This window comes from Elizabethkingia sp. YR214 (genome assembly GCF_003058195.1).
Lineage (GTDB): Bacteria > Bacteroidota > Bacteroidia > Flavobacteriales > Weeksellaceae > Elizabethkingia.
Window position 1 is genome coordinate 337189 of the sequence record NZ_QBUH01000004.1, and the last position, 25733, is coordinate 362921.

The 25733-nt window shown below is 36.0% G+C and carries 19 protein-coding genes; 5 read left to right on the top strand and 14 right to left on the bottom strand.

Annotated features, from left to right (window positions below):
* Nucleotides 1–18 precede the first annotated feature (18 nt).
* Nucleotides 19–585, bottom strand: coding sequence for a phosphatase PAP2 family protein (locus C8J95_RS10140; protein WP_107808337.1), 567 nt, complete (start codon nt 583–585; stop codon nt 19–21).
* 233 nt (nt 586–818) lie between these two features.
* Here C8J95_RS10140 and gcvP point away from each other — a divergent pair, with 233 nt between their 5' ends.
* The 3 genes from gcvP (at nt 819) to C8J95_RS10155 (ending at nt 10095) form a co-directional block, all read left to right on the top strand.
* Entirely contained in the window at nt 819–3677 is a 2859-nt protein-coding gene (gcvP, locus tag C8J95_RS10145) for an aminomethyl-transferring glycine dehydrogenase (protein WP_107808231.1), read from the top strand.
* A gap of 482 nt (nt 3678–4159) precedes the next feature.
* On the top strand, nt 4160–8656 hold the full coding sequence (gltB, locus tag C8J95_RS10150; protein WP_107808232.1) for a glutamate synthase large subunit: 4497 nt from the start codon (nt 4160–4162) through the stop codon (nt 8654–8656).
* A gap of 5 nt (nt 8657–8661) precedes the next feature.
* On the top strand, nt 8662–10095 hold the full coding sequence (locus C8J95_RS10155; RefSeq protein ID WP_107808233.1) for a glutamate synthase subunit beta: 1434 nt from the start codon (nt 8662–8664) through the stop codon (nt 10093–10095).
* A 91-nt stretch (nt 10096–10186) separates the two neighbouring features.
* Here C8J95_RS10155 and C8J95_RS10160 read toward each other — a convergent pair whose 3' ends face one another.
* Complete coding sequence (locus C8J95_RS10160) at nt 10187–11116, bottom strand: TIGR01777 family oxidoreductase (RefSeq protein ID WP_107808234.1); 930 nt, start codon at nt 11114–11116, stop codon at nt 10187–10189.
* 350 nt (nt 11117–11466) lie between these two features.
* Here C8J95_RS10160 and dgt point away from each other — a divergent pair, with 350 nt between their 5' ends.
* Nucleotides 11467–12831: a dGTP triphosphohydrolase gene (dgt, locus tag C8J95_RS10165; protein WP_107808235.1), complete on the top strand. Its 1365-nt coding sequence runs from the start codon at nt 11467–11469 to the stop codon at nt 12829–12831.
* 157 nt (nt 12832–12988) lie between these two features.
* On the top strand, nt 12989–13897 hold the full coding sequence (locus tag C8J95_RS10170) for a DUF6268 family outer membrane beta-barrel protein (protein WP_107808236.1): 909 nt from the start codon (nt 12989–12991) through the stop codon (nt 13895–13897).
* An 8-nt stretch (nt 13898–13905) separates the two neighbouring features.
* On the opposite strand, the gene C8J95_RS10175 is transcribed toward C8J95_RS10170, so the two are convergent.
* From C8J95_RS10175 to C8J95_RS10230, 12 genes are all read right to left on the bottom strand, one after another.
* Nucleotides 13906–14646: a LytTR family DNA-binding domain-containing protein gene (locus C8J95_RS10175; RefSeq protein ID WP_065082692.1), complete on the bottom strand. Its 741-nt coding sequence runs from the start codon at nt 14644–14646 to the stop codon at nt 13906–13908.
* The gene (locus C8J95_RS10180) at nt 14636–15697 is read right to left on the bottom strand and encodes a sensor histidine kinase (protein ID WP_107808237.1); all 1062 of its coding nucleotides are present in this window, start codon (nt 15695–15697) and stop codon (nt 14636–14638) included. The genes C8J95_RS10175 and C8J95_RS10180 overlap by 11 nt, the downstream gene beginning before the upstream one ends.
* A gap of 78 nt (nt 15698–15775) precedes the next feature.
* On the bottom strand, nt 15776–16372 hold the full coding sequence (locus tag C8J95_RS10185; protein WP_107808238.1) for a porin family protein: 597 nt from the start codon (nt 16370–16372) through the stop codon (nt 15776–15778).
* A 155-nt stretch (nt 16373–16527) separates the two neighbouring features.
* Nucleotides 16528–17166 carry a hypothetical protein gene (locus C8J95_RS10190; protein ID WP_107808239.1) on the bottom strand — a complete coding sequence of 213 codons (639 nt, stop codon included), beginning with the start codon at nt 17164–17166 and terminating at the stop codon, nt 16528–16530.
* 105 nt (nt 17167–17271) lie between these two features.
* A complete protein-coding gene (locus C8J95_RS10195) occupies nt 17272–18324 on the bottom strand; it encodes a phosphotransferase enzyme family protein (RefSeq protein ID WP_107808240.1) in 1053 nt (350 codons plus the stop codon).
* Between the two features lie 3 nt (nt 18325–18327).
* Nucleotides 18328–19248 carry a sugar phosphate nucleotidyltransferase gene (locus C8J95_RS10200; protein ID WP_107808241.1) on the bottom strand — a complete coding sequence of 307 codons (921 nt, stop codon included), beginning with the start codon at nt 19246–19248 and terminating at the stop codon, nt 18328–18330.
* Entirely contained in the window at nt 19235–20623 is a 1389-nt protein-coding gene (locus C8J95_RS10205; RefSeq protein ID WP_059156338.1) for a Gfo/Idh/MocA family protein, read from the bottom strand. The genes C8J95_RS10200 and C8J95_RS10205 overlap by 14 nt, the downstream gene beginning before the upstream one ends.
* A gap of 101 nt (nt 20624–20724) precedes the next feature.
* Nucleotides 20725–21069 (bottom strand): 50S ribosomal protein L20, encoded by a 345-nt coding sequence (gene rplT, locus C8J95_RS10210; protein WP_009085968.1) that lies wholly within the window; start codon nt 21067–21069, stop codon nt 20725–20727.
* A 122-nt stretch (nt 21070–21191) separates the two neighbouring features.
* Nucleotides 21192–21389, bottom strand: coding sequence for a 50S ribosomal protein L35 (gene rpmI, locus C8J95_RS10215; protein WP_009085970.1), 198 nt, complete (start codon nt 21387–21389; stop codon nt 21192–21194).
* 119 nt (nt 21390–21508) lie between these two features.
* Nucleotides 21509–22033 (bottom strand): translation initiation factor IF-3, encoded by a 525-nt coding sequence (infC, locus tag C8J95_RS10220; RefSeq protein ID WP_009085972.1) that lies wholly within the window; start codon nt 22031–22033, stop codon nt 21509–21511.
* Between the two features lie 37 nt (nt 22034–22070).
* A complete protein-coding gene (gene thrS, locus C8J95_RS10225; protein ID WP_034870291.1) occupies nt 22071–24002 on the bottom strand; it encodes a threonine--tRNA ligase in 1932 nt (643 codons plus the stop codon).
* 46 nt (nt 24003–24048) lie between these two features.
* Nucleotides 24049–25593, bottom strand: coding sequence for a hypothetical protein (locus tag C8J95_RS10230; protein ID WP_107808242.1), 1545 nt, complete (start codon nt 25591–25593; stop codon nt 24049–24051).
* Nucleotides 25594–25733 lie beyond the last annotated feature (140 nt).

Consider the following 25733-nt stretch of genomic DNA (forward strand, 5'->3'; position numbering starts at 1 on the left):
TTTACCCAAAAGTAGGGATTAATTCCAATAAACAAAAGCTATGGAAAAGATTATTCCGATAACAGCACCTGAAAATACCTCACTCAGCGTATGTCTTTTCAGGATAAGGCGCGTGATAGCAATGATTACAGTAAGTCCGCCCCAGATAAACCCTAAAGCTGGTGAAAGCTGATAAAAAAGTGCTGCGACAAAGAAATTAAGAGCTGTATGCATAGAACTTTTAATCCAGAAGTTACTCAACATCATTACGCACAAGAGTCCTGTTAGGTAATAAAAAGCAGCAGGTATGGTTTTGCCTGTAATAAGATTTACAACAATAAATAGTAGTAATAAAGCGATGATATAGTAGTAAAGGCTATTTCTTTGTTTTCTGTTGGAAACATCCATGTTCGTAAACTTTCCTTTCTTTACATTATAATAGATATATCCTAATATAGGAACTGCAAAGATGAGGACAGCTTTCCCTATAAATAACCATGCTTCTCCGCTTTCCATCGTATTGAATGCGTAATATAAAAGAAAGAATAAAAACGAAAATACAGGATTAAATAAGTTGGAAATAAAAGAAGAAAGTTTTTCGATCATAGAGTTTTTCATAGACTGTATAAAAAGCAAATGTAATCTTTAATTACGAAATGATAATAATGAAGCATAAAAAGTGGAAAAAGCTTTCAGTGAGCTGGTGCTTAAAACCTGATAAATATCACTAATTGTACTGTGAAAACGGGAATGCATAAGCTGAATTTTATGCATTGAATATCCTTTAAAAATTTGTAAATTTACACTCCAAAATTTCTGAAAAATCTAATAAAAGTTATATGAACACACAACAGTTTGTCAATCGCCATATTAGCATGAGCGAAAAAGACAAATCCGAAATGTTACAAAAAATTGGTGTAGGGAGTGTTGAAGAACTAATTTCACAAACAATTCCGCAGCAGATTCGTTTAAACAAAGATCTGGATATTTCTCCGGCACTTTCAGAATACGAAATGTTGCAGCATTCCAAAGCTCTGGCGAGCCAGAATGCACAATTCGATAACTATATCGGTTACGGATACCATGATACTATTTTGCCACCGGCTATTCAGAGAAATATTTTTGAAAATCCAGGTTGGTATACAGCATATACGCCATATCAGGCTGAGATAGCACAGGGACGTCTTGAGGCGCTTCTTAACTATCAGACTGTGATGGCTGAACTAACAGGATTGCCATTATCCAATGCATCTTTGTTAGATGAAAGTACAGCAGCAGCAGAAGCAATGCACATGTTCTTTGCAAACAGAACAAAAGAACAGAAGAAAGGAGGTGTAAATAAGTTCTTCGTTTCGGATCTTGTAATGCCACAAACTATTGCGGTTCTTACAACTAAAGCTTCAGGATTAGATATTGAAATCGTGATAGGAAATCACGAGACAATGCAATTAGATAATACATTCTATGGTGCATTACTTCAGTATCCTGGTAAAAATGGAGTAGTTGTAGATTATACAGATCTTATTTCTACATACAAAACTCTTGCTGTACAGGTTGCTGTTGCATGTGATCCGCTAGCTTTGGTTAAATTAAAATCCCCAGCTGAAATGGGTGCAGATTGTGCTGTTGGTACATCTCAGCGTTTCGGTGTTCCTATGGGATACGGAGGTCCTCATGCAGCTTTCTTTACTTGTAAAGAAGATTATAAGAGAGATATTCCGGGAAGAATTATTGGTGTTTCTCAGGATATGTATGGTAAGCCAGCATTAAGAATGGCTTTACAAACAAGAGAGCAGCATATTAAGCGTGAAAGAGCTACATCTAACATTTGTACAGCGCAAGTTTTACTAGCTGTAATGGCAGGTATGTACGCTGTTTACCATGGACCAAAAGGATTAGAATTTATAGCTAATCAGGTACACTACAAAGCGAATACTTTACGAGGAGCTTTAGAGAGATTAGGATATGAGGTTGTAAAACACCCTATTTTTGATACAGTTAAATTCAAATTATCTGAAGAAGATAAACATAAATTAAAAACGCAGCTGGAAGAAGCAGGAATTAACCTGAACTACTTTACACCTGAGTTTGTAAGTGCTTCATTAAACGAAACATCTACTTTGGTTAAATTACAATCATTAGTAGATGAATTGGCAAGATTTAAAGGTGCTGAGACATTTGTACTTGAAATCAAAGAAGAATGTTCTATTCCTGAGAACCTGGTAAGAAGACATGAAGTGCTTAAAGATGATGTTTTCAATAGTTATCATACAGAAACGGCATTAATGCGTTATATCAAAAAATTAGAGAGAAAAGACCTTTCTTTAACGCATTCTATGATTTCTTTAGGATCTTGTACAATGAAGTTGAATGCAGCGGCAGAGATGCTTCCGCTTTCATGGAGCGAATGGGGATCTGTTCATCCGTTTGTACCAAAAGGGCAAGCTTTAGGTTATCAGCAGCTAATTGAAGAGTTAGAAAGAGATCTTGCTGAAATTACAGGATTTGCAGCTACTTCGCTTCAGCCAAATTCAGGAGCTCAGGGTGAATATGCAGGATTAATGGTTATCCGTGAGTACCACAGATCCAGAGGAGATTTCCACAGAGATGTAGTTGTAATTCCTCAGTCTGCTCATGGTACTAACCCGGCATCTGCAGCTATGGCAGGTATGAAGGTTGTAGTAGTGAAAAACCTTGAAAACGGAGAAATTGATTTTGAAGATCTAAAACTAAAAGTAGAGCAGAATAAAGAGAATTTATCTGCAATTATGATTACATATCCATCTACTTATGGATTCTTTGATGTAAACGTAAAAGAAATTACGCAACTTATCCATGACAATGGAGGTCAGGTATATATGGATGGTGCAAATATGAATGCTCAGGTAGGATTTACAAGTCCAGGAAACATTGGTGCAGACGTTTGTCACTTGAACTTACATAAGACATTTGCTATTCCTCACGGAGGCGGAGGTCCTGGTGTTGGCCCAATCTGTGTGGCTGAACACTTAGTGCCATTCCTTCCTTCTAACCCTAATATTAAAACAGGAGGAGAAAAAGCAATTGATGCAATTTCTGCAGCACCTTATGGTTCTTCTTTAATTTTGAATATATCTTATGCATATATCAAAATGCTAGGAGCTCATGGGCTTAGAAAAGCTACAGAACATGCAATCCTTAATGCTAACTACCTTAAAAATATTTTAAAGGAGCATTATCCAATCCTATACAGTAATCAGAATGACAGAGTCGCTCACGAATGTATCGTAGATTTCAGACAATTCAAATCTTTAGGGATCGAAGTTGCTGATATTGCGAAACGTCTTATGGATTACGGATTCCATGCACCTACAGTTTCATTCCCGGTAGCAGGTACTCTAATGATAGAGCCTACTGAAAGTGAGAGTAAAGCTGAAATCGATCGTTTTGCAGAGGCATTAATCTCTATCAGAAAAGAGATCGATGAGATTGCAGAAGGAGTTGCAGATGCAGAAAATAATGTACTGAAAAATGCACCACACACAATGGAACTTGTTATTTCTGATGCATGGGACAAGCCATATGCAAGAGAAAAAGCAGCATATCCGTTAGAATGGGTGAGAGAGAATAAATTCTTTGCCACAGTTTCCAGAATTGATGAAGCTTATGGTGATAGAAATTTAATTTGTACTTGTACACCAATCGAAGCCTATATGTAATTTATACATAAAAATAATGAAGCCTCAAACTTAGTTTGGGGCTTTTTTATTTGTATTTATATCTTAAAGTAGTGAAAATATCTTTGCTATTATAATTTATAATCATTCTAAAAATTTTATATTTTTAATGTTTAATATTTATTTTGCTTATAAAAAATAAATAAAATTATTTACAGCATGTGAAAATAATTTTAATACAAATCTGAATATAAGCTTTGTAGTTGATTGTTTTATAATTCTATTTTAAAGAAATCTCAAGTGTTTTTAAATGTATGTTTGTTGATTATCAGTAATTTATGGTTTTATTATATGATAATTAAATATTGAAATCATTCCAATAAAATTGAATTATATTACATTTTTAATAAAATGATTGAAATTGAATAAAATCAATACTTATTAAGCGTTAAAATTATTCAATATGTATATAAATATTATTTTATAGATATAATTCGTAATTTCGTGTCTGAAAACTGAGGACTATGAAGAATTATGGATTGTACAGACCTGAATTTGAATTTGACTCTTGTGGTGTTGGCTTCGTCGCTAATATTAAGGGAGTTAAGAGCCATAAAGTTGTTGCAGATGCAATAACAATGCTGGAGAACATGGAGCACAGAGGGGCTACCGGCTACGAAAGTAATACCGGAGACGGAGCAGGTATACAAATCCAGATTCCACATGAACTACTGGAAGAAGAAGCTTCCACTTATGGAATAGATTTGCCCCGGCTGGGAGACTATGGAGTAGGAATGTTCTTCTTTCCTAAAAATGTGGCACTTATTGATGAATGCAAAAATATTATTCAGCATGCCGCAGACAGGTTGGAACTAAATGTTTTGGGGTACAGACCTGTTCCTGTAAACAATATTGAACTTGGTGAACTTGCTAAGGAAGTAGAACCAATAATGGAAATGATTTTCATCGAAAAGCCTTTTGGAATCGATGATGAAAATGGTTTTGAAAAAAAACTCTTTGTTTTTCGCAATTATATCAGTAATCAGATTAATAATGTTCTGCAAAATGACCCTATTGGTTTTTATGTAGCATCGCTTTCATGTAGAAAGCTTGTTTACAAAGGACAATTGAGAAGTATACAGATCAGACACTATTTCAAAGATTTAACCAATCCCAAACTTACTTCTGCTTTTGGTATGGTGCATTCTCGTTTTGCGACTAATACGTCACCTACATGGAGTCTTGCACAGCCTTTTAGATATTTGGCACATAACGGAGAAATTAATACTGTACAGGGAAATCTTAACTGGTTAAAATCGTCTCAAAAAACTTTTACAAGCCCTTATTTTACCGCTCAGGAAATAGATATGCTTTTGCCACTAGTTGTTCCTGATCAGTCAGATTCAGCATATCTGGATAATATGGTAGAAATGTTGGTGCATGCAGGCAGATCTTTACCACATGTTATGATGATGCTTATTCCTGAAGCGTGGGATGGTAATGAGATCATGGAAGATTACAAAAAGCATTTCTATGAATTCCATGCCTGTGTAATGGAGCCGTGGGATGGACCAGCTTCTATCTCATTTACAGATGGCAAAATTATCGGAGCTACTTTGGATAGAAACGGATTGCGACCTTCCAGATTTTGTGTTACTTCCGATGATATGGTGGTTATGGCATCGGAGTCTGGTGCATTGCCTGTGGATCCTGCTAAAATTATAAAAAGCGGGCGTCTTCAGCCCGGAAAAATGTTTTTGGTAGACCTTGCTAAAGGTAAAATTATCAGTGACGAAGAACTTAAAAAAGAAATATGCACTTCTCAGCCTTACAAAGAATGGCTGGATAGTCAGAAAATACGCTTAGAAGAACTACCTGCGCCGAGAATACGCTTTACCATGCTGCAGGCAGATGATATTTTTAAATATCAGCAAGCATTTGGTTATACACGTGAAGATGTAGATCAGGTTATTAAACCTATGGCGCTTACCGGAAAAGAACCTATTGGCTCTATGGGATTCGATGCCCCATTGGCTGTACTTAGCGAAAAGCCACAGCATTTAAGCTCGTATTTCAAACAGTTATTTGCACAGGTAACCAATCCGCCGATAGATCCTATCCGAGAGCGTATGGTGATGTCTTTGGCTACAATTATTGGAGGAAATGGAAATGTTCTTTCTGAGGATAAAAACTTTGCACATTCTATAACGCTAAAACAACCTATTCTTAATAATGAACAGCTGGAAAAACTTAGGAGTATAGATACTGGGAATTTTCAGGCGAAAACGCTTCATACTTATTTCAAAGCTGACGGAAATCCGGGTAGCTTGAAAAGAGGTATTGATCGTATATGTAGATACGCTATGGATGCAGTGGAAGATGGTTTCGATGTTCTGATTCTTTCAGACAGGGCTATAGATTCCGACCATGTTGCAATTCCTACATTGCTGGCTTGTTCTGCAGTTCATCATCATCTGGTAAGAAAAGGAGCCCGACGAAAAATAGGCATTGTAATAGAAGCCGGAGATATTTGGGAAGTACACCATTTTGCTGCATTATTAGGTTTTGGCGCTACGGCAATTAATCCATATCTGGCTTTAGCTTCCATCAGGCAGTTACATTTAGCAGGAGAGATTGAAGGTGATCTGGAACAACTGAAAAAGAATTATTTAAAATCTGTCGGAGACGGATTGTTAAAGATCTTTTCTAAGATGGGAATTTCAACTTTACAGTCTTATCAGGGATCTCAGATATTTGAAATAGTAGGCATTAATAAAATGGTTGTGAATAGCTGTTTTACAGGAGCTATATCGAGAATTGAGGGAATTGGATTTGATGAGATTGCCAAAGAAGCACTTATTAAACATAACAATGCTTTCCGTCCGGTAATGAAACAGGAAGTGTTGCAGGAAGGCGGAGTTTATCAATGGAAAAAAACAGGGGAATATCACCAATATAATCCGAATACAGTTCATTTATTACAACAAGCAACATGGAAAAATGATTATGAAATTTTCAAAAAATATTCCAGAGCAGTTAATATAGGAAATGATGCGCCAGTAAGCTTAAGAGCATTACTGGAACTAAAAAATGACCGTGAAACAATAACTATTGAAGAAGTAGAACCTATAGAAAATATACTAAAACGTTTTGCTACAGGAGCGATGTCCTTTGGTTCTATTTCCTGGGAAGCCCATACAACTTTGGCAATTGCAATGAATCGCATCGGAGCAAAAAGCAATACCGGAGAGGGAGGAGAAGATGAACAACGATATGATTTGCTACAAAATGGAGATAGTATGCGTTCTGCTATTAAGCAAGTTGCCTCAGGGCGATTCGGCGTAACCAGCAGATATCTTGCTGAAGCAGAAGAAATCCAGATAAAAATGGCGCAAGGTGCTAAGCCTGGAGAAGGAGGACAACTACCGGGAGATAAAGTAGACAGCTGGATTGGGAAAACCCGTCATGCTACTCCGGGAGTAGGCTTAATTTCTCCGCCGCCACACCACGATATTTATTCAATAGAAGATTTAGCGCAACTGATCTTTGATTTGAAGAATGCGAACAGACATGCACGAATTAGCGTTAAACTTGTTTCAAAAGCAGGAGTCGGAACTATTGCGTCTGGTGTAGCAAAAGCGAAAGCTGATCATATTTTAATATCAGGTTATGATGGTGGTACCGGTGCATCTCCTGTAAGTTCTGTAAGGCATGCAGGGTTACCATGGGAGCTAGGATTGGCAGAAACACACCAAACCTTAATTAAAAATAAACTAAGACAACGGGTAACAATTCAAACGGATGGTCAGATAAAGACTGGTAGAGATATTGTTATTGCTACATTACTGGGGGCTGAAGAATGGGGAATAGCAACATCGGCACTTATTGTACAGGGATGTATTCTGATGCGTAAATGTCATCTAAACACATGTCCTGTAGGTATTGCTACGCAAAATCCTGATTTAAGAGCAAAATTCTCTGGCAGCGCGGATCATTTGGTTAACTATTTCAAATTTCTGGCTACGGAAGTAAGAGAGCTGATGGCGGCTTTAGGATTCAGAACAATAGATGAAATGGTAGGGCAGTATCAGTGTTTGACTAAAAAAGAAAAACTAAAACATTGGAAACATCAGAATATAAATCTTAATGATTTCCTGCAAAAAGTTGAAAATGATTTACCATTGGTGAAATCAGAAGATCAGGATAATGAATTGGATGATTCTATATCCTGGAAGATGCTTGAAGCAGCTGAGGAAGCATTGCAGAATACATCTAATGTCAGAGTTTTCTTTGAAGTTAAAAATACGGACAGGGCAATTGGTACTATATTATCCCATGAAATTACCAAGAAGTATAAATCCGAAGGAATGGAGGAAGATTCATTGGTATTCGACTTCAAGGGAACTGCAGGGCAAAGCTATGGCGCTTTCTGTAATAAGGGACTTACAATGATTTTAGAAGGAGATGCCAATGACTATTTTGGTAAAGGTCTTTCTGGTGCGAAGCTAGCTGTAAGATTGCCTAAAGAATCTAAAATTAAAGCACATGAAAACAGTATTATTGGTAATGTGGCTTTATACGGAGCAACTAGCGGAAAAGCTTTTATTAATGGAATGGCAGGAGAACGTTTTTGTGTCCGCAATTCCGGAGCAACAGCTGTAGTCGAAGGAGTAGGTGATCACGGGTGCGAATATATGACAGGAGGGACAGTTGTTATTTTGGGGGATGTCGGAAGAAATTTTGGAGCAGGGATGAGTGGAGGAATCGCGTATGTGTGGGATATTAATAAATCTCTGGATAAAAATTTTAATCCGGATATGGCAGATCTTGAGTCTTTGGAGGAATCTGATATTCAGTTAATCAAACAATTAATAGAGGAGCATGTTGCCATTACAGGAAGTGAGATAGGTCAGTATTTACTGAGTGATTTTGAACAAGCATTGGGATACTTTGTAAAGGTATATCCAAGAGATTATAAAAAAGCTTTACAAAAGCAAAAAGAAAACAAAGAAATTAATTAGCAGCAATGGGAAAGACAGACGGATTTTTATTATATGAGAGAGAATTACCGGTAAAAGAACTGGCAGAAAGCAGGGTGAAACACTATCAGGAATTCCAACATTTGCCATCTGCTGAATTATTAAATAATCAAGCAGCCCGTTGCATGAACTGTGGAATACCTTTTTGCCAGAGTGGTTGCCCGTTGGGGAATGTGATTCCGGAGTTTAATGATGCAGTATACAATAATCAATGGAAGAAAGCATATGATATACTTTCTACAACCAATAATTTCCCTGAATTTACCGGAAGAATCTGCCCGGCACCTTGTGAAGGATCATGTGTGCTTGGAATAAATGAATTACCGGTAACCATAGAAGAGATTGAAAAAAATATTATAGAAACAGCTTTCAGGGAAGGCTATGTAAAGCCTCAGATTGCCATTAGCAGAACAGGGAAAAAGGTAGCTGTAGTAGGATCAGGTCCTTCCGGGCTGGCTGCAGCAGATCAGTTAAATAAGATGGGGCACTTAGTGACTGTTTTCGAGAGGGATTCGGAAGCAGGAGGATTGTTGAGGTTTGGAATCCCAGATTTTAAGCTGGATAAGAAAATTGTAGAAAGGAGAATCAGATTAATGGAGCAGGAAGGTGTTGTTTTCAAAACTAACACTAATGTTGGAACAGATTATTCTGCGGAAGAACTTGACCGTAATTTTGATGCTGTTGTATTGGCGTTAGGTAGTACAATTCCAAGAGATTTACCTATTCCGAACAGAGAGGCAAAAGGTATTTATTTTGCCATGGAGTTCCTGAAGCAAAGTAACAAAAGAGTAAGCAATATAGGATTTCTTGAAGAGGAAATTAATGTCAGTGGAAAAAAGGTGCTTGTAATAGGTGGTGGAGATACAGGTTCGGACTGTATAGGCACCTCTAACAGACAAGGAGCGGAACAGATTCTACAGATTGAGATTATGCCGATGCCACCAATGCAAAGGGATGAAACAATGCCATGGCCTATGTTTCCAATGGTTCTGAAAACAACGACTTCTCATGATGAGGGTTGTGATAGGAAATGGATGATTAACTGTAAAGAGTTTCTGAAAGATGAACAGGGAAATCTGAAAGGAGTAAGAGCTACAGAAGTAGAGTGGGCGAAAGATCCGGTAACGAAGCGTTATACATCTTTTGTAGAAAAGCAAGGATCAGAGTTTATTATTGACTGTGATTATGCTTTTCTGGCAATGGGATTTTTACATGTACAGCATAAAGGATTAGTTGAAGCTTTAGATATTCAGTTAGATCCAAGACTCAATCTTATTGGTAATGATACTGAATATAAAACGAATCAGGATAAAATTTTTACTTGCGGTGATGCCAGAAGAGGGCAATCTTTAGTGGTGTGGGCGATTACCGAAGGACGTAAATGCGCAGAGAAGGTGAATATATATATGAAGGAAGATTAAACTATTTTTCACACAAATGAGGCCGTATACCATTGGTAATACGGCCTTTTTTATCTTTTCTTGTTTGTGAATGGAAAGATTTTTCAGATAATTATTTTCTTAATAAATCTTTTATACAATCTCTGTTGAATATAGGAAATAAAAACTGAAACCCTGTATTAGTGAATTTAGCAGAATTTGTTGTAATACCTGTTAAAACTGTTCCTTCTGCCATTTCACCTCTCATCATCTTTAAAATAAATGCAGGGATTTTGAGAGGTATAAAAATAGTTCTGTATTTAGTTTTCGCAATTTTAATGATAGCTTGGTGATATGAAATAGCATGCGGAGCTGTAATATTATAAGTTCCTTCTACAGATTCATTTTTAATAGCATGGAGATAGGCACGTGTAATATCGTCCAAATGCAGCCAACTCATTCTTTGCTTACCATTTCCAAGGATAGGAGCTATTCTAAAGCTTAAAGGCCTCAGAAACTCTTTTAAAGCACCTTCTTTAGGAGACATTACAACACCGGTTCTCATAATCACTAACCTTTTTCCCGTATCAGCAACAGGCTTTATGCTTTCTTCCCATTTTTGGCATATATTGGCAAGAAACCCCTTTCCTTTAGGAGCAGTTTCATCAAAGGTCATACGGTTGTCATAATCACCACCATAGTAATTAATACCTGAAGCAGAAATTACAGCTTTAACTTTATTAGGGATTTCTTTAAGGCTTTTGCATAGAAGTTCAGAGCTTTTGATTCTGCTATTTTCTATTTCCTTTTTTTGGGATTTTGTCCATCTTTTTTTACCAATATTTTCTCCAGCCAGATGTACAATATAATCGGCTTCTTCAATAGCTTTTTTATCAATTTCTCCTGTGGACGGATTCCAGCCTGCAAATTGAATATTAGTACTTCCTTTGTTTTTGTCGGGGGTTCGGGAAAGAAGAATTACGTTATAATCTTCTTCCACGAGAAGCTGAGCGAGATGATTTCCGATCAAACCGCTTCCGCCCGTAATTACTACAGTCTCCATTAAATTTCTTTTTTTATTCAGATTATATAACGGGATAAATCCAAAAATATTGAGTTATAATCCGTTACAGTCAGTGAAGTTAATGAAAAAATAAATACATATTTGTTATGAATATTAATTTTATTTAATGGTTTTTGTGAATGATTATTAATATGTGTGGGTATAATTTTTATTAAATATAATTAATAAAAGAATTAAAATAAGCAATAGAAATCTGATTGATTTATTTTTTTACTAAATTGATTGTTTATTTAATAAAAGGCATAAACATATATTATATAAGGAATAGGTGCAATTTTCTGGATTAAAAATTCTTTTTCTTTAAAATTAGATTTAATTTTGGTACCGAAATGAATTTGAATACGATTTATACAACCAAGAGGGCTGGAGTACAGGAAAGCACAACTGCATCCAGAAGTGCTTATCAAAGAGATTTTGACAGAATTATTTTTTCTTCGGCATTTAGAAGGCTTCAGAATAAGACACAAGTTTTCCCGTTGCCCGGAAGCGTTTTTGTACATAACAGATTAACTCATTCTCTGGAAGTAGCTTCTGTAGGACGTTCTCTGGGAAGTATAATAGGAGAACATATTGCTGAAAACTTCGCAGCTGATCTGGGAGAAGAAAGTAGCCTATTTTATCAGTATAATCTGAATAATGTTATTGCTGCAGCTTGCCTTTGTCATGATATTGGTAATCCTGCCTTTGGGCATTCAGGAGAAGATGCTATTGCAAGTTATTTTGAAAGAAATGAAAGTTCTCTAAAGCCTCACTTTTCTGAGAGAGAGTGGAATGATCTGATTAATTTTGAAGGAAATGCTAATGCGATAAGAGTTTTAACCCAGCAGCAAATAGGCAAGAGTGAAGGAGGACTAATGCTGACAAATACAACACTAGCTTCTATTGCAAAATATCCTTGTGAATCATCTGCTAAAGATTTTAGTAAAAAGGATCTTCAGCGCAAGAAGTTTGGATTTTTCCAGAGTGAAGAAAAAACTTTCGAAGATATTGCTTCATCTGTCAATCTGATTAAGACTTCAGAATCTCCGGTTATCTACAAAAGACATCCGTTTGTATGGTTGGTAGAGGCTGCAGATGATATTTGTTATAATATCATCGATATGGAGGATGCACACCGCCTGGGAATTGTAAAAACTGAACCTTGTGAAGAGCTTTTTACTACACTTATAGAATCTGTAAATTCTGATGACATGCTAAGAGTCAGACAAAACCTTGACCAGATCACCAATGAGAACGAAAGAATTTCTTATTTACGAGCTAAGGTAATAAACTCTCTGATTTCGAAAACAAAAGAAATTTATATTAAGAATATTCCACAAATCCTGGATGGAAGTCTCAACAAATCGCTTTTAGGAATTTTTGGAGAAGAGTGTGATGCTTTAAAAAAAATAGAGAAATATTCTATCGAAAATATCTACCGTCACCGGGCAGTCGTAGAAATTGAAAATGCAGGATATAATGTAATGTACGAATTACTTAACCATTTTATTCCTTCAATTCTAAAAAATAAATCGGACAGAAAAAACTATGATAAAATGGCACTACGCCTTCTGCCTAAGCAATTTGTCTATGAAGGAGTCTCCGATTACCAGAAAGTATTGGGTATTATAGATTATGTATCAGGTATGACGGATAATTATGCAACTGATATCTATCGAAAAATTAAAGGTATTGATATCGGAATGACAGTATAATTCTTAAATGAAATATAAATAAAGTAAGAAGATCAGAGAATATTCTCTGATCTTTTTTGTCCGGTTATGTTATCATTTCGTCATAACACAAATGCAACTAATCAAGTAATTTTTGTACCAGATTATCAAAGACCTCTCTTTGCAAAAAATTTAAGCTATGAGAAAAGGTCTTTTGATCACTTTTTATTGTATGATCCAATTTTTTTATTGGGCAAATGCACAATCCGGAATCTCCGGAGAACTGAAAACGGAATATATACCTTATTCCAATTACATCCGTCCGGAAGACAGCACAAAAACTAATTCAAAAAGTAACTTTCGCCGAATACAAATGAATCTTAGTATTCCTTTGTCTGTGAAGAAAACAGAGGATGGTAAGCTAAAAGCGTGGTCGCTGTTAGTAAGTGGTTCTTATGCTAAGTTGTCTCATAAAGACTATGCTACACAACTATTCCCGGATCAGATGCTGAACGCGCAGATTGGATTGCAGCATATAAGGCCTTTAGGAGGGAAATGGAGCATGATGATCATGGGAACGGTTGGTGTCTATACTGATTTGGAAAATGTGGACAAGAATGATATCCTGGGGCAGGGAGGTGTAGTATTTATAAAGCAGTTTAATCCTAATCTGGCTTTTGGGTTTGGACCAGGAGTAACGACAGCTTTCGGAGTTCCGATGATTATGCCTTTCATTTATTTAGACTGGAAAACAGGTACTAAATTTAAGATTAGCGTCAAATTTCCGGAAGAGGCAACTGTTGGCTATCAGTTTTCTGATATGTTTGCTTTAAAAGCTGTAGTAGGATTAGACGGTATGGTAGTAGAGAGAAAAAAAGAAGATAAATCAATACTACTAGGTTATCAGCAGATAACAGCAGGATTAAGACCTGAAATAAAAATCGGGAAATCATTAAGCCTGCGTATTACTGGTGGAAGTGTGCTTGTAAGATCTTTTAATGAGAATGACCGTAGTCTGAAAAGTATCTTTAAAGAGAAAAAACAAAAAGATCCGAGTTTTACCAACTCATTCTATGCAGCTGTAGCGCTGCGATGGAATCTGCCATAGACAGATTATTATTTACTAATGAGCTTCTTATAGACAACCTGATTAAGTAATTCTTCTTTACGGGTTCTGGATATAGGAAGCTCAGTTTTATTAATATACAGACGACCTCCGGAAATCATTTCTATGTGAGTGATATTAATTAAAAACGATTTATGAATCCTGAAAAAATGCTCTGCCGAAAGTGATTCTTCAATAGCTTTCATTGTCTGATGGATTACGATAGATTTTTCTTTAAAATGCAGTTTAGTATAGTTTTGCATACTTTCAACATAAAGAATATCCACCCAGGAAACTTTTATAAAAGTATCTCCTTGTCGGACATATAAAAAAGGATCTTCCAACTGAACATTTTTTTTCATTTTTTCAGCCATAATAAATTGCTGCTGAGCTTTATTTACAGCCTGATAAAAACGGTTAAAAGTTATAGGCTTCAAAAGATAATCGACTACTTGTAATCTATAGCCCTCCAAAGCATATTCCGAATAAGCTGTTGTAAGAATACATAATGGTGGATTTTCCAGTTGTTCTAAAAATTCAAGCCCCGTTAAATAGGGCATATTGATATCCAGAAAAATAAGATCAATCTGGTTTTCCTGCATTTTAGTATTTGCTTCCAACGCTGTTGCACAGGTAGCTGTAACTTCTAAAAATTCTATCTGGTCTGCCATATCTTTAAGATGAAATCTTGCCAATGGTTCATCATCTATAATCAGGCATTTCATTTTAGGTAAAGTATAATTATTGGTCATTTTCGTTGGATAATTTTAGTTTTAAGGATACTTTATAGACGTTTCCTTCTGATTCAATTTTAAGGTCATGAGTGTCCGGATACTGAAGCTTTAATCGCTTTTCTACATTTTGCAAACCAATTCCGTGAGCTCCGTCTTTCTTTCTGCTCACCACTAAATCCGAATAAGAGTTTTCTATATAAAAGCTAAGCAGACCTTCTTTTTCTATACATGAAATATTTATATAGCCAGTCTGCCCCGGAAGTCTGCAGACATATTTAAAGGCATTTTCAATAAACGGAACAAGAAGAAGGGGTACAATAAGTGCTTTTTTATTTTCAATCAGCCATTCTGCTTTTACATCCAATTCATTTCCCCATCTCAGTTTCTCTACCTCCACTAAATCCTGTAGATACTGAATTTCCTTGTCTAATACTACCAAATTCTGATTGCAGTGATAAAGTTGGTACCGAAGTATATCTGAAAATTTTAACAAAAGAAAAGAAGCCAATTCAGTATTGTTTTTCATAAGAATATGAATATGATTCAGAATGTTGAACATTACATGTGGATTGATCTGATCCTGTAATAACTTTAACTGGTTTTCCAGGTGTGCTTGTTGAAGAAGGATATGATCCCGTTCTATTTTTCCGTGTTCCTGATAAAACTTTATTCCGCAGGCAGTACCATTTATAAGAAGTGATGCAGAAATAGAGAGATAAAAACCTTTCCAGAGGATAGGAATTTGATCCGAAAAATTTGCAGGTAAAGGAGTATTTGTATCGACATGAATGTAAGTAAAAATCAATGAAAATAGGATGCTGAGTGAAAGAATGATCAGGATTGCCTGTATAAGAAACCATTTCATTCTTTTAGCTCTCAGAGCTTTTGGAAGAAGCTTGACTGTTAAAAGCTGAGTAAAAGCAAAAGAGCTAACTAAAATAGCACAGGTTTGAAATAAAGCATTTAATTTTCCGTCTGTTGCCTGGAAATTTAGCCAGAGGAAAACGCCAAAAGCAAACCAGAATATTATAGTAAATACATACTTCCTTATAGTAAAAGGTTTTATCATAAATAATGTAGAGTAGGTTTATAAAAAAATAGAAACTACAAATCCGTAGTTTCTAATTGGTAAAGATAATTTAAGTTTTTAGAATAAGAAGTAGCCAATGCCAAGGGAGAAACTATGGGGCTTGGATTTAAATTCTTTGCTAACATTAGAAAGACCGGTTTCATATCTCAAGTCTATTGTAAAGTTTTTATAATCCAGTCCGATACCCCCGGTAATTCCGATATTGGATTTGTCAAATTTTCTAAAGCTTTCCTGTAAGGCTTTAGAAGCTGAAAGATTATCACTAAATGCGTAGCTGTATACACCTCCTGCAAATACTCTTACGTTATAGTCTTTATCATTAATAACTTTGTAACCAATTACTATAGGAATATTGATTGATTTCCATTTTAGCTTTTGAGAACCTTCGCTACCAGTGTCATAAGATGTTCTTTTTTGATTATATAGGGCTTCCCCCTGTACGTATAAACTACCAAGATCAACCCGAGCCATAGCTCCCAAATGATAGCCATAATCGTATTTTCCGGTTAAGCCTGATGAGGTAGATACCCTAGTGAAGTTTCCGCCTCCTTTTACACCTAAATGGAAAATAGAAGGTTGTTGTTGTGCGCTTACTTCTACAGAGCAGGTAATACATGCTAATAATACAGTGAGTCCTAAAATTCGTTGTTTCATTGTAAATGTTGTTTAAATCTGACGCAAAACAACGAAGAAGGCTATTGATACTAAATTTTATTTGATGAATGGTAATGGTAAAAGGATAAGCTGCTAAAATAAAAAGCTATCTAGAATTTAGATAGCTTGTGAGTTTTATGTATGACAGTATAATTTTAGCTTTTTTCGTATGGGAAGTTTCTTGAAACCTTTCTCATCATTCTTTCAATTAATAGATCTGTGGAGCTAAAAATATCATCATCCATAGATTTAGCAAATCTCCATATCATTTCCCCATCATTGGCATTATTTAGTAACAGGGTTAATGTTCCAGAACCTGTTTTACTTCCAAGACCTCCAAATAAAACTGTAGTTACAATGGCGCCAGCTTCACTTCTGGTTTGTATAGTTTCAAATTTTCCACCTAATACAGCATCGACTCCCAAAGCTTTTGCAACTTCATCTTTTGTAAAATCATCCATGTGGCTTAGCATACCTGCTTTCTTTAATAATGTATTGGTCTTTTCTATATCCTGAAAAGAAACGGTGTAATTTTTATTTTTTCTTAAAAGAAATGTATACATACTGGATTGTATGTTTTTTGCCATTGTTTTCTCTTGCTCTTTATTAGTCTCTTCACTATAGTTTTTTGGAAGCTTCTTATAGGTAATCCTTGTTTCAAAGGGGAGAATTGCTATTTGCTTATGAGACTGTGCCAATTCCTTAAGATTAGGTGCTTCAAAAATTTGTTTTGATGATTGTGCAGAATAGCTTAGAATGGCTAGTGAAAATAAAATAATAAAAAGTTTTTTCATAAAATAGTTTTAAAATTTGAATGGTGCGAAAATAATAAAAAAATCAACAATTGGTGAAAAATTAATTTTAGAATTTTGTCTACTACTTTAGATAAAAAAACCGGCTTATGATGCCGGTTTCATTTTAAGTAATTCTTTTAATAGATTAATCTGGTTTTTTGTTCTGTCCAGATTATGGGTAGGATACTTTGTTTTGTAATAGGTATCTCCATTTAAAAAATCGGTTAAGAAGCGGACAGCCTGTATAAATACTACCACCTGACCTGCATAATCCAGATTATCTCTTTCTGCATTTGTTAGTGAACCTGATGTGTGAGAAAGAAAACCTTCTTTTACGGCATCATAATATTCTCTACTGAATACATTCTCAGGATTAGGGTCATCCTCTTCTTTTAGATTGGTATATGACCTTACCATATCACCAAAATCATACAGAATAGTTGCAGGCATTAGTGTATCCAGATCTATTACACTGCGCCCCTTATGGGTATTACTATCGAAGAGTATATTACTAATCTTAGGGTCGGCATGTACAATCCGTAATGGAAAACTTCCGTCTTTCTGATTTTTGATAAATAAATTCGGAAGAATCAAATATTCATTAACGAACTTTACCTCCTCAGAAGCTTCATTTTTTCTTTCCTTAGAAGCTTTTTCCAAAGAAATTTTGTAATCATTAATTCTTTTTTCAAAGTCTATAAAACCCGGAATCGATGATTCAATCAGATTTGGATCAAGGTTCAGAATTTTAGAATAAAAAACACTTAATGTTTTCGCAGCTTCATAAGCTTGGGCACTGTCTTTTACTTTTGTAACACAATAAGTATTAGGAATAAACTTCGTCATCCTCCAGTAATCCTCATTGTCATCTATGGTTAGAAATTCGCCCTCCAGATTCGGAACAGTTTCAAGAATTTCATATTCATATCCTGCAGACTGAAGATGTTTATTTACCACATCTATAGAATGCATAATTACCTCCGGTTTACGAAAGATATGATGATTTATTTTCTGTAAAATATACTGTTGTGTATCGTTGTCATTAATATCTACACGTAATGTAGTATTAATGTGTCCATCATTAATAGGAATGATGGACACTTTATTTTCATCTTTTATATCTATAAAAGATTGTAAAATCTTAATGTAGTTGTTCATAGTTTACCATAGCGAAGCCGGGTAGTAGCCATTATCCACCATTTCCTGAACGGATTTGATAACGAAGTCTTTGTCTTCAGGATAGGTTACACCAAACCATTTATCCTGTGACGATTCAACAACAACTTTTAAGCCCTCATTATGGATCATATCGTCAATAACAAAAGGAATGAAAAGTTCTGCTTTCTCCGAGCTTAGGTTAGTTAAAAATTGATCGAATTCAGTTTCTAAAACCTGGAATACAGAAGTATCCAAAATCCAGAAGTTCATAGAAACCTGTGTGTCAGGAGCTAATTCTGTTTTGTTTCCGGCATCATCTGTGTGGATGATTTTTCCGTTTTCTTCAGAAATATTGGTGTGCTCTACTACTTTTTTCAGTAAACCATTTTCGGTTGTACAAACACCACGGGATACACTTCCGTTATCACTTAGCGTTGCTGAAAGAGGGTAGGCTACCATTCCATACTGATGCACATTAATTTGTCCTGAATTGATCAGCTGATAAGCTTTTTCAAAGGCCTTTCTGTTGTAATAGTCATCGGCATTAATTACCACAAAAGGATTTTTAATAACATCCTTAGCAGTTAAAATAGCGTGACCTGTACCCCAAGGTTTTACTCTGTTTTCCAGTCTGTTTTTGTGCTTTTCTGGTAAAAGAGAATCAAGAGCCTGGATCACAAAATCCAGCTTTATGCCGGCTTTGTCAGCAACACCTTGGAAATGATCTTTGGTTTCCTGATTAAAGTAGTCATTGATGACAAGTACAAGCTGATCAAAACCAGCGTTCTTAGCATCATAAATAGAATATTCCATCAGGCACTCACCTGAAGGACCCATTGGGTCTACTTGTTTTTTTCCTTTGTATCTGCTGCCCAGGCCACCTGCCAGGACAAGTAAAGTTGCATTAGTTTTAGTAGTCGTCATTTATTGCAAATGTATTTTTAGCATTCTTCCATTTACCGTTTGTAAAATCAGGAATTTCCTGAACGGCACCGTTTTCAGCGATAGACTTTTCACTAAGAGGAGTAATGGAATACCATGTAGCTAGATCATAAACGTCTAGTGGGAATGCTTCATTTCTTTTAATACATTCTACAAACGTATTATCTAAGAAGTAATCCATACCGCCATGACCTGCACCAACAGCTTTCTGTTCATGCTTCTTCCACATAGGGTGATCGTATTCTTTAATCCATTTTTCTGAACTATCCCATCTGTGAGAATGGTTCATAATCTTCTCGAAGTAAATAAATCCTTGTGCTGCTTCTCCCCAGCCGAAATCTTCCCAAAGACCTTCTGTACCTTGAACTTTGAATCCTAAGTTATATGGTCTTTGTAAGCTGGTATCGTGAGTTAATACAATAGTTTCTCCGTTGTGACACTGGATCTGAGTGGTAACAATATCTCCTTGTTTCCATTCTACTTTTGCATTAGGGTGGCTTTCTCCGCCTTTATCCACGATGTATTTATGTAATCCTCTTGCTTTGGATGCAAAAGATGATAATCTTAATAATCTATTTCCACGGTTAATATCCATCATTGTATGCAATGGACCAACACCATGAGTAGGGTAAAGTTCCCCGTTTCTGTTTTTATAGTGATTAGTTCTCCACTTTGCTTCACTAAATGCTTTTTCTCCGAACTCAACACCATCCCCGTTTTTACCATTGATACCACTGTTGAATAAAACTGGTCTTAAGTCGTGCTGGTAGCCTCCTGTTCCGTGAACAAGCTCTCCGAACATTCCTTTCCTTACCATATTCAGAATAGCCATTACATCACGTCTGTAGCATACGTTTTCTAATGCCATTAATGGAACTCCGGTCTGTTCAGATACTTTTACATAATCCCAACATTCATCCAGTGTTATAGCACCGGAAACTTCCATTCCAACAATTTTACCAGCTTTCATAGCCGCTACGCCATGTTCGTGGTGCCATTCCCATGGAGAGGATACAAAAACAGCATCGATGTTTTTATCTTTAAGCATGTTCTTGTAATCGTAATTACCATTTCCAAAAACTTTAGCAGGCTTCTTGCCATTCTTTTTCAGAATTTCCTGTGCACGTCCAACCATGTAAGGATCCGGATCTGCAAATGCTACAATCTCCACATCATCACGTCTTGCCATATTTTCTACGTGAGTTTGTCCACGCAAACCAACAGCGATAAAAGCTATTCTTACTTTTTTAGGGTTGAAATCGAAAATGTTGAATAAAGTGCTCGAGGGAATTAAGGCGCCCATTCCTGCCATAGAACTGGTCTTGATAAAGTCTCTTCTGTTAAATGAGTTATTCATATTTATAAGTTATTAGTTCTTCTTAGTTTTTAAAGGCATAAATATATAAAAAAACTCCCAGAAAAACCGGGAGTTTCTATATTGATAACAGAAATTATTAATTATTTTACTTGATCTACAACAGCTTTGAAAGCTTCAGGGTGGTTCATTGCTAAGTCAGCAAGAACTTTTCTGTTAAGCTCGATGTTGTTTCTCTTAAGATCCCCCATAAATTTGGAGTAAGAAACACCGTGCTCTCTACATCCAGCGTTAATTCTGGTAATCCATAGGGAACGGAAATTTCTTTTCTTTTCTTTTCTACCACGGTAAGCATATTGCATTGCTTTTTCTACCGCGTTTTTAGCTACAGTCCAAACGTTCTTTCTTCTACCGAAAAAACCTTTAGCCTGCTTCATGATTTTTTTTCTGCGTGCTCTACTGGCAACCGCGTTTACTGATCTAGGCATAATTTTAATTGTTTTTTTGAAGAGGGCGGTAACATTATATTACTCTTAATGGGCTCCGCTTCAGGGTTAACTTGTTTTGAATTTGTTAGAATTCTTATAAACCGATATTAGATTTATAAAAACTACTTGATTGCTAATTGTCTAAGTACGCTTTTTGTATCCACTGCACTAACTAGACCTGTTTGCGTAAGATTTCTCTTTTGCTTAGTTTCTTTTTTAGTCAAGATGTGGCTTTTATAAGCGTGCTTTCTTTTGATCTTTCCAGAACCGGTAAGAACAAAACGCTTCTTAGCTCCTGATTTAGTTTTTAATTTAGGCATTGTTTTGCTTTTTTATATTTTGTTATCAATATCTTTTTATCAATGTAGCAATGTAATAACCTATCAACGTAACAATGGTTATTGGTACATCGTTGTATTACTATACTGTTACACTATCCTTATTTTGCAGGTTTCTTTGGACTCATCATCATGATCATCCTTTTACCTTCAAGTTTAGGAAGCTGGTCTACCTTTCCAACATGCTCTAGTTCCTGAGCAAGTTTAAGAAGAAGGATTTCTCCTTGATCTTTGAAGATAATAGATCTCCCTTTGAAGAATACGTAAGTCTTAAGCTTAGCTCCCTCTTCAAGGAATTTCTCAGCATGTTTCTTCTTGAATTCGTAATCGTGATCATCGGTCTGAGGGCCGAAACGAATCTCCTTTACAACAACTTTAACTTGCTTAGCCTTTAGTTCTTTTTGTTTTTTCTTTTGTTCGTATAAGAATTTCTTATAGTCCAAAATACGACAAATATAAGGCTCTGCTTTATCAGAGATTGCCACAAGATCCAATTCCTGCTCTTCAGCCATTTTACGTGCAACAGCAGTTGGATATACTCCCGGCTCTACATTGTCACCCACCAAGCGGACTTCTCTCACTTTGATATTTTCGTTAATCATATGCGCATCTTCCTTTTTGCGCATCGGTGGTCTGTTGTTTGGTCTTCTTAGTGCTATGGTCTTATTTATTTAAATGGTTAGCTATTTCTTTCTTTACGTGTAGTACAAAATCGTCTACCGACATAACGCCCAAATCTCCTTCGCCTCTTCTTCTTACAGAAACGCTTCCGTCTTGAGCCTCATTTTCGCCTACAACAAGCATATATGGGATTTTCTTAAGTTCTGCATCACGGATTTTCTTACCCGTTTTCTCATTCCTTTCGTCAATCAGACCGCAAATATCGTGAATTTCTAACAATTGCGAAACTTTTTTTGCATAATCTACATATTTTTCGCTGATTGGTAAAATGATAAATTGCTCAGGACTAAGCCATAACGGGAAATCTCCGGCTGTATTCTCTATAAGTATTGCAATGAATCTTTCCATAGACCCGAACGGAGCACGGTGAATCATTACCGGTCTGTGCTTATCATTATCAGAACCTGTATACCAAAGGTCAAAACGCTCAGGTAAATTATAATCTACCTGAATGGTTCCAAGCTGCCAGCTTCTGCCTAATGCATCTTTCACCATAAAATCTAGTTTTGGTCCGTAGAATGCAGCTTCACCGTATTCTATAACTGTTTTTAATCCTTTTTGGTTTGCAGCATTGATAATTGCATGTTCCGCCTTTTCCCAGTTTTCTTCAGAACCAATATACTTCTCTCTGTTTTCTTTGTCTCTTAAAGAAATCTGAGCTGTAAAATCAGCAAATCCTAAAGAAGAGAAAACATAAAGTACTAAATCAATTACTTTTTCGAATTCTTCCAATAACTGATCCGGAGTACAGAAAAGGTGAGCATCATCCTGAGTAAATCCTCTAACTCTGGTTAAGCCGTGAAGTTCTCCACTTTGCTCGTATCTGTAAACTGTACCAAACTCAGCATAACGCTTTGGAAGGTCTTTATAAGACCATTGCTGTGCTTTGTAAATCTCACAGTGGTGGGGGCAGTTCATTGGTTTTAATAAAAACTCTTCTCCTTCGTGTGGAGTTTTAATCGGTTGGAAACTATCTGCTCCGTATTTCTCCCAGTGACCAGAAGTTACATATAAGTCTTTGTGACCGATATGCGGAGAGATAACGAATTCATATCCTTGTTTTTTCTGTGCAGCAGAAAGGAAGTTTTCTAGTTTCTTTCTAAGAGCAGCTCCTTTTGGTAACCATAATGGTAAACCAGCACCTACTTTTTCTGAGAAAGCAAAAATTCCTAATTCTTTACCTAGTTTACGGTGGTCACGACGTTTTGCTTCCTCCAGACGCTCCAGATATTCTGTTAAGTCTTTTTGCTTAGGGAACGTAATTCCATATACACGAGTTAGCTGTTTGTTCTTTTCGTCACCACGCCAGTAAGCACCAGCAGCGTTTAGAATTTTTGCCGCCTTTACAATTCCGGTTGCCGGAATGTGGCCACCACGACATAAGTCGAAGAAATTATCGTGAGAGCAGAAAGTAATTTCGCCATCAGTTAAATTTTCGATTAGCTCGGTTTTGTAAGGGTTATCTTTATAAGTTTCTAATGCTTCAGCTTTGGAAACAGGATATAGATTAAAGGTTGAGTTCTTTTTTGCATTCTCCAGCATTTTCTTTTCGACTTTTTCGAAATCTTTTTCAGAGAATGTCTGGTCACCGAAATCTACATCGTAGTAGAAACCGTTTTCAATCGCAGGCCCAATAGTTAGCTTCGCATCCGGATAGAAATCCAGAATAGCCTGAGCTAAAAGGTGAGCAGAGGAATGCCAGAACGCTTTTTTACCCATATCGTCGTTCCAGGTAAAAAGCTGAACCGTGGCATCTTCCGTTATTGGCGTGGTCACTTCTGTCTGTGTTCCATTTACCAATGCCGAAATAGTGTTACGTGCTAATCCTTCACTAATGGATTGCGCCACCTGTAGCGGAGTTACCGCTGCCTCGAATTCTTTAATGCTTCCGTCCGGAAGTGTGATCTTTATCATAGTAAAAAAATGTACGCAAAATTACAAAAAAATGAGAAAAAATCAGCTACAGTTTTCTATTCTTTACTTTTTGTCTGATAATTTCTACAACATCTATGTGTGTAGCTTTGGCTTCGGCCCAGCTCTGAATGTCTATATATACTAAAGTTCGCTTATGGAAAGGGTTCTGGTTGTATACGTTAAGGGTGTTGTAAAACGCTGTGAAAATTTTCTCCTGCTCCGAAAAGAAAACTTCATTTATTTTCTGGAAAAACTCACTTATACTAAAATGAATTTCACTTGCGTTCTTCATTTTAGCCACAAAACGATGAGTTTGTTTCGCGAATTCATCGTAATCCTCATCCATTCCGGATTCGTATTTTGCCATCAGAATTAAAACTCTTGTATGAAATGCCAGGTCTTCTTGTATACTGGAACCTTTAGCCTGCAATATTTTTTGTCCGTATTCTATAGTCTCTTTATATTTTTTAGAACCAAAATATAGAGCTGCAATTTTCAGATATAGTATAAGAAGATGATGATCATCTATTTTGTCCCGGAATTTCTCCATCTTCAGTTCGACTTCAGGAATAAGTTTGGTGCCAATGAAAAATTCTCCTTTTATAAAATGGATATTCATCTGAGTATTATAAACATTCAGAAAAGTAAGAGATTGCAAATTCTCATTAGTTGTAAAGTGTCCTGAATTGGTTGTTTCTCGGAATTTTTCAAACCAGCCTTCCAGTTTATTTACCTGCCCGTTTAGGAAGAGGATCTTCATCAGATTAGTATTCCCTTTAATATACCATACCGGGTGGTTACTTATCATTTCAGGATTTTCATAAAATAATTCCACCCATTTCTGAGAGTATTTATAGGCATGTTTATAATCCTGAAGCAAAAGATGCTTCCATACATGGGCTTTGTAAAACCACAGTTTTTCTCTGAAATTCAGTTTAGAAAAGCTTATTTTCCGTATTTGCTCATTAAACTGATGGATAATACTTTCCTTGTCGGTATCATTCTGAGCATAACCGTTTTTAAGCATTTCGCTGTATAGCTTCAGTGATAGATTGGAGAGTTCTGTGGAATAAGAATTCTGAATACTGAGTTCATGGGACTGGGCAATAAGCTCATCAGCGCGTCCTTCTATACTTCGTGTAATATATTGGGATTCTATAACTTTTTCCAGATCTATAATATCTATGGCCAATGTCTTTTCATCCAGATCAAAAGCTGTTTGTTTTGCCTTATCCAATATCTTCAATGCCTGGCGGTGAAGGCCTTTCTGATACAGAATGGTGGCGAAATCCAATTGCTCCCGCAGTTGTATCCTATTGTTCTGAAGGCTTGGGTTCATGCGCAGGCTCACCAATATTTGTTTATACAAGTGTGCTTTAAGATTAGAAAGCTGCTGTTTGGTAGATATTTTTTTTGAAATGATGATGTCTTCATCATATTCTTTCATTTTTTCCATTTCGGAAAACAAGAGAAGAAATTTGGCATCTACATTTATTCCTAAACGGTTAACATAAAGCTTAAATTGCCTTTTTTCTGATGTAGAAAGCGACTTTATCAGTACGAAAAGAAAATCTTTTTGCAAATCTGCCATTGTAAAAAATGAAAGTTTATTTAGTTGATAATCAGTTTTTTATAAAAAGTTTTCAATGAAATGGATATTGTAGTTTTTAGTGAATCTGAAAAACCGATAATAGTGAATTCATCTACTTTTGAGTCAAAATTAATTAAAAC